An 8,536-nucleotide genomic window follows, 5' to 3' on the forward strand; every position below is an offset into this window, starting at 1 on the left:
AGCTGCGCCGGGAAGGCGACATCCTGGGAGCCCGGCAGAGCGGACGGTTCTCGTCGGTGCGGTTCCTGCGGATGAGTGACCCGCGGGACGCCGCTGTCATCCAGGACGCCCGGGAGGACGCCACGGCGGTCGTGGCTGCGGACCCGACGCTGGCCGGACACCCTGACCTCGCTGCGCGGGTGGCCGGCCGCCTGGATGCCGAGCAGGCGGCATACCTGGAGCGCGGTTGATGACGCGGATCATCAGTGGCGCCGCCGGGGGACGACGGCTGCGGACGCCCGTGGGTTCCGGGACCCGGCCGACGTCGGACCGGGTGCGTGAGGCACTGTTCTCCCGGCTCGAGCACCTCGACGCGTTGGACGGCGCTCGGGTGCTCGACCTGTATGCCGGTTCGGGGGCTCTGGGGCTCGAGGCGGCGTCGCGCGGGGCGACGTCGGTCCTGCTGGTGGAGTCGGACCGCGCGGCAGCCGCCGTGGCGAGGGGCAACGCCTCGGTGGTCGCGATGCCCGGCGTGGTCGTGCGGACGGACTCTGTCGAACGCACGCTGCTCGGCGGCCCTGGCTCGGGTGGAACGGGCGGCATGCGCGGAACGGGCGGCATGGGCGGGCAGGTCGGGCAGGTCGGTCAGGTCGACCTGGTGATGGTCGACCCGCCCTACGACCTGCCCGAGGACGGTCTCGCCGACGTGCTGCGGCTGCTCGTGCTCCACGGCTGGCTCGCGCCGGGGGCGCTGGTCGTGGTCGAGCGGTCCTCGCGGACCCCGGAGCCGCGCTGGCCCGAGGGCCTCGAGCCGTCCGAGGAGAGGCGCTATGGGGAGACGCGCGTCTGGTTCGCGGACGCGCCCGGCCCGGACGAGGTGGCCTGAGGCTCAGTGGCCACCATCAGTCCCGATGGCTGGTTGGTAGCGTGACCGCCATGGCCGACGACGTCACGAGGCGAGCGGTTTGTCCCGGGTCCTACGACCCCGTGACCAACGGGCACGTCGACGTCATCGGCCGGGCTGCCACGTTGTTCGACGAGGTGGTCGTGGCCGTGCTCTACAACCCGGCCAAGCAGGGGGCCTTCCCCGTCGACCAACGTCTCGCGTTGCTCGAGTCGTCGTTGGCGGGGGTGGACGGCGTACGGGTCGAGGCCTTCGCCGACCGGTTGTTGGTCCACGTCTGCGCCGAGCTGGGCGCGATCGCGATCGTCAAGGGTCTGCGCGGCGACACCGACTTCGCGTACGAGCTGCCGATGGCCCTGATGAACAAGCATCTGACAGGGATCGAGACGGTGTTCCTGCCGGCCGACCCACGCTTCGCGCACGTGTCGAGCTCGTTGGTCAAGGAGGTCGTCCGCTACGGCGGGGACGTGGCCGGACTGGTCCCAGACCCGGTGCTCAAGGCGCTGCATACCCTCTCCTGATCTCACCGCGGATTTGGGTGCGGGCCTGCGGCTCCGGTAACCTCATAGGTCGGTCATCGTCCGTCGTGGACGCGGCCCGACCGCTCTCTGACGCCGAAACGCCGTGGACCTCATGAATCGCCTCGACCCTCGCCAGCCCCTGGTGCTCGACACCCGGGAGCTCAGTCGGCGACCGGGAACGATGCAGGAGCTCACCCGGCAGGTCGAGGCGCCCGACGAGCTCGGCACGGACGTGATCGCCGTCCCCCAGGGTGCCCCCCTGGACCTGGAGATCAGGCTGGAGTCGGTCGTCGAGGGGATCCTCGTGAGCGGTTCGGTCCGGGGCACGGCAACCGGCGCCTGTGTACGGTGCCTCGAGCCGGCCACCTTCGAGGCGGACGCGCGGTTCCAGGAGCTGTTCGCCTATGCCGACCGGGCGGCCCACCACCACGAGGTGGGTGCCGACCGGGAGGGAAGCAGCGAGGACGAGGTGCACGAGCTGGTAGGCGACATGATCGACCTCGAGCCCGTGATCCGGGACGCCGTGGTCCCGTCCCTGCCGTTCCAGCCCGTCTGCCGGCCGGACTGCCCCGGGCTGTGCTCCGAGTGTGGGGCGCTGCTCGCGCAGGATCCGGACCACCACCACGAGATGTTCGACCCGAGATGGGCCTCCCTCACCGGCCTGCTCGAACCCAGCACCACCAACGGCACCACCGCCAGCATTCAGCAGACCGAAGAGAAGAGGAACTGACGTGGCCGTCCCCAAGCGGAAGACGTCGCGCTCCAACACCCGTTCGCGCCGGGCCAACTGGAAGGCGACCCCGGTCGCCCTCACGACCTGCCCCCAGTGCGGGGCCAACACGCAGCCGCACGTCGCCTGCCCGTCCTGCGGGACCTACAAGGGCCGGCACTACGCCGCAGCCGAGCGCACCGAGCACCAGGTCTGAACGCTTTAGCGCGGTGACGCCCCTGGGATCTGCCGCCCGATCGGCGGGAGGCATACCGCGACCCGTCGGCGCGCTGGCCGACTACCTCGACGAGGTGGTCGGTGAGCGGGTCGACGAGTCGCTGCTCGTGCGTGCCCTCACGCACCGGTCGTTTGCCTACGAGCAGGGCGGACTGCCGAACAACGAGCGGCTGGAGTTCCTCGGCGACTCCGTCCTCGGTGTGGTCGTGACCGACACGCTCTACCGCACCCACCCCGACCTCCCCGAGGGGCAGCTGGCCAAGCTACGTGCCTCCGTCGTCAACATGCGGGCGCTCGCGCAGGTGGCCCGGACCATCGGGCTAGGGGAGTACGTCTTCCTCGGCCGGGGCGAGGAGGCCACCGGCGGACGTGAGAAGGCCTCGATCCTCGCAGACACGATGGAGGCGGTCATCGGGACCATCCACCTGTCCTGCGGCATTACGGCAGCAGGCGTGTTCGTTCACCACCTGTTCGACCCGCTGATGAGCCACTCCGCGACCCTCGGCGCCGGCCTGGACTGGAAGACCAGCCTGCAGGAGCTGGTTTCGGCGTGCCTGCTCGGTAGCCCGGAGTACAACGTCACCGAGTCCGGACCCGACCACGAGAAGCACTTCGTGGCCAGCGCGCTCGTCGGCGCCGAGGTCCTCGGCCACGGCGACGGCCGCAGCAAGAAGGAGGCCGAGCAGTGCGCGGCAGAGCAGGCCTGGGCCACCCTCGACGCCCGCCGGCACCCCGCGCCCCTCCTCGAACCCCAGCTCGAGCCGACCCTCGAACCCGGTACGCCGTGACGCTCGCCGGCGCGCACCGGGGCTGAGCGTGCCCGAGCTCCCCGAGGTCGAGACGGTCCGCCGAGGCTTGGCCGACCACGTCGTCGGCCGCCGGATCGAGACCGCGGAGCTGCACGGACTGCGGGTGGCCCGCCGGCACGTCCCCGGCCCCGCCGACCTGGTCTCCCGGATCGAGGGCGACACCGTCGTCGCGGCGCGCCGGCGGGGCAAGTACCTCTGGCTGGTCCTCGACCCAGCCGACCCAGCCGAGGAACGGCGGTCGGCCGCTTCGAGCTCCGGGCGCCACGCGTTGCTGGTGCACCTGGGGATGAGCGGCCAGCTGCTCGTCGAGGCCCCTGACGCCCCACTGGAGCGTCACCTGCACGCCCGCTTCTCGTTCGCCGACGACGGTCCCGAGCTGAGGTTCGTCGACCAGCGTACGTTCGGCGGGCTCGCGCTGTCCGAGCTGCGGGCGGACGGCATACCGGAGTCGATCGCGAACATCGCGCCCGACCCGCTCGAGGACGCGTGGGACGCCGATGCCGTCGTCGCGCGGATGCGTCGTCGGGACAGCGCCGTCAAGAGGTGTCTGCTCGACCAGAGCCTGGTCAGCGGGATCGGCAACATCTATGCCGACGAGGCGCTGTGGCGCGCGGCGATCCACGGTGAGCGACCTGCCAACCGGCTCACCCGACCGGCGCTGCACCGGCTCCTGGGCCACGCCACCGAGGTCATGACCGAAGCATTGGGGCAAGGCGGGACGAGCTTCGACGCCCTCTACGTCAACGTCAACGGCGCCTCCGGCTACTTCGACCGCTCGCTCGACGCCTACGGCCAGCAGGGGCGTCCCTGTCGACGCTGCGGCACCCCGATCCGGCGCGAGGCGTTCATGAACCGGTCCTCCTTCTCCTGCCCCCGGTGTCAACCGCGACCCCGCCTCGTCAGACGCGGCGGTTAGCATTGCCGGTCGTGAGCCAGACCCCAGATCCGACCACTCCGTCCACCTCTCTCGCCGCCGTGGCCTTGCCTCCACCGGCGCAGACCGAGGAGTGGCTGGGCATGCTGACGCGTACCGAGCTCGACCTCGCTCGCCGGCTGGTGGAGCAGCTCAAGGTCGACCGACCCACCGACGCCCTCGAGGTGCTGCACCGGTGGAACGACGTCACCGTCGCGATCAGCAACGTCGCCTCGGTCGCGTCGCTGTTCTCCGAGGTCCACACTCTCGAGGCTGTCCGCTCGGGCGCGGAGTCCTCGATGCAGGAGGTCCAGAAGCTCGACACCGACCTCAGCCTCGACCGCGACCTCTACGAGGTGTTCGCCGCCCTCGAGGGACACACGGGGGGCCTCGACGACCTCGCGACCCGGCTGCTCGACAAGACGTTGCTGGACTTCCATCGCGCAGGCGTGGACAAGGACGACGCCACCCGAGGGCGGGTCAAGGAGCTGGCCGAGCGGGCCGTGCTGGTCGGGCAGGAGTTCAGCAAGAACATCCGCGACGACGTCCGCACGGTGCAGGTGCGCCCGGACCAGCTGGACGGTATGCCCCAGGACTGGGTCGACGCCCACCCCGTCGGCGTCGACGGCCTCATCACGCTCACGACCGACTACCCGGACGTCGTCCCCTTCTCGACCTACGGCCGCGACCGCGAGGTCCGCCACGCCCTGCGGATGGCGTTCCTCAACCGCGCCTACCCCGCCAACGACCCGCTGCTCACCGAGCTGCTGGAGATCCGGCGCGAGCACGCCGGCATCCTCGGGTACGCCGACTGGGCCGAGTACGACGCCGAGGTCAAGATGATCCGGACGGGGACGGCCATCCCCGAGTTCATCGACCGGATCGCGTCCGCCGCGCTCGAGTCGGGGGAGCGCGACCGACAGATCGTCCTCGACCGGCTCCGTCAGGACTACCCGGACGCGACGACGATCGACACCTCCGACCTCGCGTTCTACGCCGAGGCCGTACGCCGTGAGCAGCTCGACGTCGACGCTCAGCAGGTGCGCACCTACTTCGACTTCCCCGCGGTCCGGCAGGGCCTGCTCGACGTGACCGGCCGGCTGTTCGGGCTGACCTACGCACCCGCGACAGACGCGGTGGTCTGGCACGAGGACGTGGCGGCATACGACGTCCTGCTCGCCTCGAGCGGCGAGCGGCTGGGGCGGATCTACCTCGACCTGCACCCGCGGGAGGGCAAGTTCAAGCACGCGGCGCAGTTCGACCTGGTCCGTGGGCTCGCCGGACGGCAGCTCGCGGAGGGAACGCTGGCCTGCAACTTCCCCCGCGGTCTGATGGAGCACTCCGACGTCGTGACCCTGTTCCACGAGTTCGGCCACCTGGTGCATCACGTTCTCGCCGGTCGTGGCGAATGGGTCCGGTTCTCGGGTGTCGCGACCGAGTGGGACTTCGTCGAGGCTCCCAGCCAGATGCTCGAGGAGTGGGCGTGGGACGCCGACGTGCTGCGGACCTTCGCCCGCAACGGCGACGGGAAGGCGATCCCGGTCGAACTGGTCGACAAGATGCGTCGCGCCGACGACTTCGGCAAGGGTTATGACGCGCGCACCCAGATGTTCTATGCGGCGATGTCCTACTGGTTCCACGTCGACATCCCCACGGACCTGACCGAACGCACCAAGGAGCTGCAGGGGCGCTACAGCCTGTTCCCCTACATCGAGGGCACCCACATGCCGGCGAGCTTTGGCCACCTCGAGGGCTACGGCTCGGGGTACTACACCTATGCGTGGTCGCTCGTCATCGCCAAGGACCTGTTCAGCGCGTTCGACAGGAGCGCGCTGTTCGACCCCGAGGTCGCCGGTCGTTACCGGGACCGGGTGCTCGCGCCGGGCGGTCAGCGAGACGCTGCGGATCTCGTCGCGGACTTCCTCGGCCGGCCTTACACGTTCGACTCGTACGCCGCGTGGCTCGCGGAGTGAGCTGTCGGAGTGGCTCGCGGAGTGAGCTGTCGGAGTGGGCGGGTGGAGGTGGCTGGTGGGGTGAGCCGGCCACGCACCCCGATCAGTAGACCGGCAGGTCCTTGAGGGGGACGGCCTGGCCGGTATGCCTAGTGCTGAGGTCGGCCATCGCCTGCCGGATGGTCTTGGCGTAGAGGTGGGCTCCGGTGATGCCGGGGTGGATGCCGTCGGACTGGAGCAGGTCGAGGTGAGCCTTGATCGCGGTGTTCCAGTCGGCGACGATCACGTTGGACCGGGTGGCTGCCGCGCCGGCCAGCCGCCGGTTCGCCTCGTCGATCCAGCTCGCCTTGCCATAGAGGTTGACCAGGATGACCATCCGGTTGGTCCCGACCTTGTCGAGCACGCTCGTCAAGGTCTTCTCGCTGACCCCCGCGTTGGTGCCGAAGGCCAGCACCACCGTTCGCCGGATGTCGCTGCCGCGACCGTTGACCTCGCTCAGCCCGTCAGTCCACTGGCGGTTGGACTTCGCGTCCTGGCGCACTCCGGGGAAGTAGTAGTCGATGGCGACCTTGGTGACGACCACCAGGGAGTCACCGAACACGTCGATCTCGCTGCCCGAGGGCATCGACCAGTCCTGCGGCGGCGACGCGCCGGCGTTGGTGGTTTGTGGCGCGGGTGCACTCGGGAGCGGGCCGCCGGCTTGACCGGGGCTCGCCGTTCCGGTCGTCACGGCTGGGTTCGGCCGGTTCGGTGAGTCATCGGCGTTCTGGGCGAGGACCGTGGCCGTGTCGCTGAGCGCCGGTGCGGTGGCCACGACACCTGCGGTGAGGACGAGGGCTGCGACGCCTGCGCCGGCTGCGACCCGCGCCCAGGTCGAGACGGGAGACTGCAGGTGCTCCCACGCCATCCGTGCGCAAGCCCGGAAGCCCCATACCCGGATCGGCGCCTCGACGAAGCGGTAGGACAGGTCCGCGATCACGATGGTGACCAGGACGCACCAGATCCGCGTGACGACATACTGGAGGCTGCCCTCGACGGCGCGCATCTGCTGGTCGATGATGATGATGACGGGCCAGTGCCACAGGTAGATGCCGTACGAACGGCGACCGATCCAGGTGATCGGAGCGGTGGACATGGCGGTGCGCCAACGGGACGGCTCCTCGGCCACCGGGAGCAGACCGGCAACGAGGACAGCCGTGGCCACCGAGGCGAGCAGGATGCCGCCGCGGTAGGTGAACGGGCTGTCCTCGCGCAGGACGAGCATGAGGCCGCCGAGAAGCGCTCCGGCCGCGACGAGCGCCGGCCGTCGGACACGCAGCCAAAGACCCTCGACCCGTGCTCGCGTCGGCGAGGCCCAGGCGAACGCCAGTGCGGCGCCGAGCATCAGGCCCATCGAGTGCGTGTCGGTGCCGTAGTAGACGCGGGTGGGGTCCTCGCCCGGGGTGTAGAGGGCGGCCATCAGCCCGGCCGACGCGGCTGCGGCCATGAGGGCGACGGTCAGTCCGAGACTGCGGCGCATCCGCGATGGGACGGCCACCGAGGCGGCGATGATGACGCCGACAGCGAGCGGCCAGACGAGGTAGAACTGCTCCTCGACGGCCAGCGACCAGAAGTTCATGAACAGCAGCGGGGAGGTCCGGTCGAAGTAGCTCGACCCGGCGATCGTCTCCACCCAGTTCGTAGAGAAGGTCAGCGCCCCGACCAGCTGTCTGCCGATGCCGACCACGAGGTCGTGGTGTGCCAACCGCGCGACCAGCGTGCTGGTCAACACGCATACGACCAGAGCAGGGACGAGCCGCCGGACCCGGCGGACCCAGAAGCGCTGCAGCTGGATCCGGCCGTGCTCGACAGCCTCACGCTGCAGGAGGGTCGTGATCAGGAAGCCGGACACGACGAAGAAGACGTCCACACCGAGGAACCCGCCGGGGAGCCACGCTGGGTCGAGGTGGTAGAGCACGACCGCGGCGATGGCGAGAGCGCGCAGCCCGTCAAGGCCCTCGAGATGCCGGCCGGTCGCCTGCGGAGTCCGCTCGGGTGCTGACTCTGGTGCGGCCTCGAGGAGGACGGCTTCCGCTCGGTCCGTGCCCGTCTCGTCGAGCGTCGTCAACCTCGGTCCTCCTCGGCTGCTGGACGGTGACCCACTCGCGAGCATAGGCAGGACACGGACGTATGCCTCGTCGCCACGCGGGGTGGTGAGGACGCGGTCGCACGGCAGGGCTGGGACCGTTCTGCGGGTCGGGCGGTTTCAGTCGTCGTGTCCGGTGCCGCGGTCGGGTTCGCTCATGTCTCCCGTCTTGGGTATGCCGTCGGCGAGCCCGTAGCGCAGGTACACGGTGCCCTTCGGCCCGGCGACCGGCGGTTCGAGGAGTGTGAGGTTCGTGGGTACCGCGCCTGCGTCGAACACCTTCTTGCCGACGCCGAGCATGACCGGGTGCACCCAGAGGTCGAGACGGTCGAAGAGCTTCTCGTGCAGCAGCGTCTGCACCAGGTCCAGGCTACCGACGACCTTCAC

Annotated in this window: 9 protein-coding genes and 1 pseudogene; 8 read left to right on the plus strand and 2 right to left on the minus strand. The window is 70.2% G+C overall.

Annotation, left to right across the window (positions count from 1 at the left end):
- The 8 genes and pseudogenes from ABI385_RS09430 to ABI385_RS09465 all read left to right on the plus strand — a co-directional run.
- Positions 1 to 230: pseudogene (locus ABI385_RS09430) on the plus strand (ATP-dependent DNA helicase RecG); the annotation flags it as partial.
- Positions 230 to 865 carry an RsmD family RNA methyltransferase gene (locus ABI385_RS09435; protein WP_348103494.1) on the plus strand — a complete coding sequence of 212 codons (636 nt, stop codon included), beginning with the start codon at positions 230 to 232 and terminating at the stop codon, positions 863 to 865. The pseudogene ABI385_RS09430 and the gene ABI385_RS09435, both read left to right, overlap by 1 nt.
- A 50-nt stretch (positions 866 to 915) precedes the next feature.
- Complete coding sequence (gene coaD / locus ABI385_RS09440; protein WP_348103495.1) at positions 916 to 1,404, plus strand: pantetheine-phosphate adenylyltransferase; 489 nt, start codon at positions 916 to 918, stop codon at positions 1,402 to 1,404.
- 112 nt (positions 1,405 to 1,516) lie between these two features.
- On the plus strand, positions 1,517 to 2,134 hold the full coding sequence (locus ABI385_RS09445) for a DUF177 domain-containing protein (protein ID WP_348103496.1): 618 nt from the start codon (positions 1,517 to 1,519) through the stop codon (positions 2,132 to 2,134).
- Between the two features lies 1 nt (position 2,135).
- Complete coding sequence (gene rpmF / locus ABI385_RS09450; RefSeq protein ID WP_348103497.1) at positions 2,136 to 2,330, plus strand: 50S ribosomal protein L32; 195 nt, start codon at positions 2,136 to 2,138, stop codon at positions 2,328 to 2,330.
- A 22-nt stretch (positions 2,331 to 2,352) separates the two neighbouring features.
- Positions 2,353 to 3,138 (plus strand): ribonuclease III, encoded by a 786-nt coding sequence (gene rnc / locus ABI385_RS09455; RefSeq protein ID WP_348103502.1) that lies wholly within the window; start codon positions 2,353 to 2,355, stop codon positions 3,136 to 3,138.
- A 28-nt stretch (positions 3,139 to 3,166) separates the two neighbouring features.
- Positions 3,167 to 4,075, plus strand: coding sequence for a bifunctional DNA-formamidopyrimidine glycosylase/DNA-(apurinic or apyrimidinic site) lyase (gene mutM, locus ABI385_RS09460; RefSeq protein WP_348103498.1), 909 nt, complete (start codon positions 3,167 to 3,169; stop codon positions 4,073 to 4,075).
- An 11-nt stretch (positions 4,076 to 4,086) separates the two neighbouring features.
- Entirely contained in the window at positions 4,087 to 6,045 is a 1,959-nt protein-coding gene (locus tag ABI385_RS09465) for a M3 family metallopeptidase (RefSeq protein ID WP_348103499.1), read from the plus strand.
- Positions 6,046 to 6,127: 82 nt separating this feature from the next.
- Here ABI385_RS09465 and ABI385_RS09470 read toward each other — a convergent pair whose 3' ends face one another.
- Together ABI385_RS09470 and ABI385_RS09475 are read right to left on the minus strand one after the other, a co-directional pair.
- Positions 6,128 to 8,131 (minus strand): acyltransferase family protein, encoded by a 2,004-nt coding sequence (locus ABI385_RS09470; RefSeq protein ID WP_348103500.1) that lies wholly within the window; start codon positions 8,129 to 8,131, stop codon positions 6,128 to 6,130.
- Between the two features lie 138 nt (positions 8,132 to 8,269).
- On the minus strand, positions 8,270 to 8,536 hold a 267-nt coding region (locus ABI385_RS09475), incomplete at its 5' end, for a dihydrofolate reductase family protein (protein ID WP_348103501.1).

Source organism: Lapillicoccus sp., assembly GCF_039935575.1.
Classification (GTDB): Bacteria; Actinomycetota; Actinomycetes; order Actinomycetales; family Dermatophilaceae; genus Lapillicoccus.

Bases quoted from the DNA above. Each gene is read 5' to 3' on its own strand.
- ABI385_RS09435 (WP_348103494.1), top strand. From the start codon at position 230: ATGACGCGGATCATCAGTGGCGCCGCCGGGGGACGACGGCTGCGGACG.
- ABI385_RS09445 (WP_348103496.1), top strand. From the start codon at position 1,517: ATGAATCGCCTCGACCCTCGCCAGCCCCTGGTGCTCGACACCCGGGAG.
- coaD (WP_348103495.1), top strand. From the start codon at position 916: ATGGCCGACGACGTCACGAGGCGAGCGGTTTGTCCCGGGTCCTACGAC.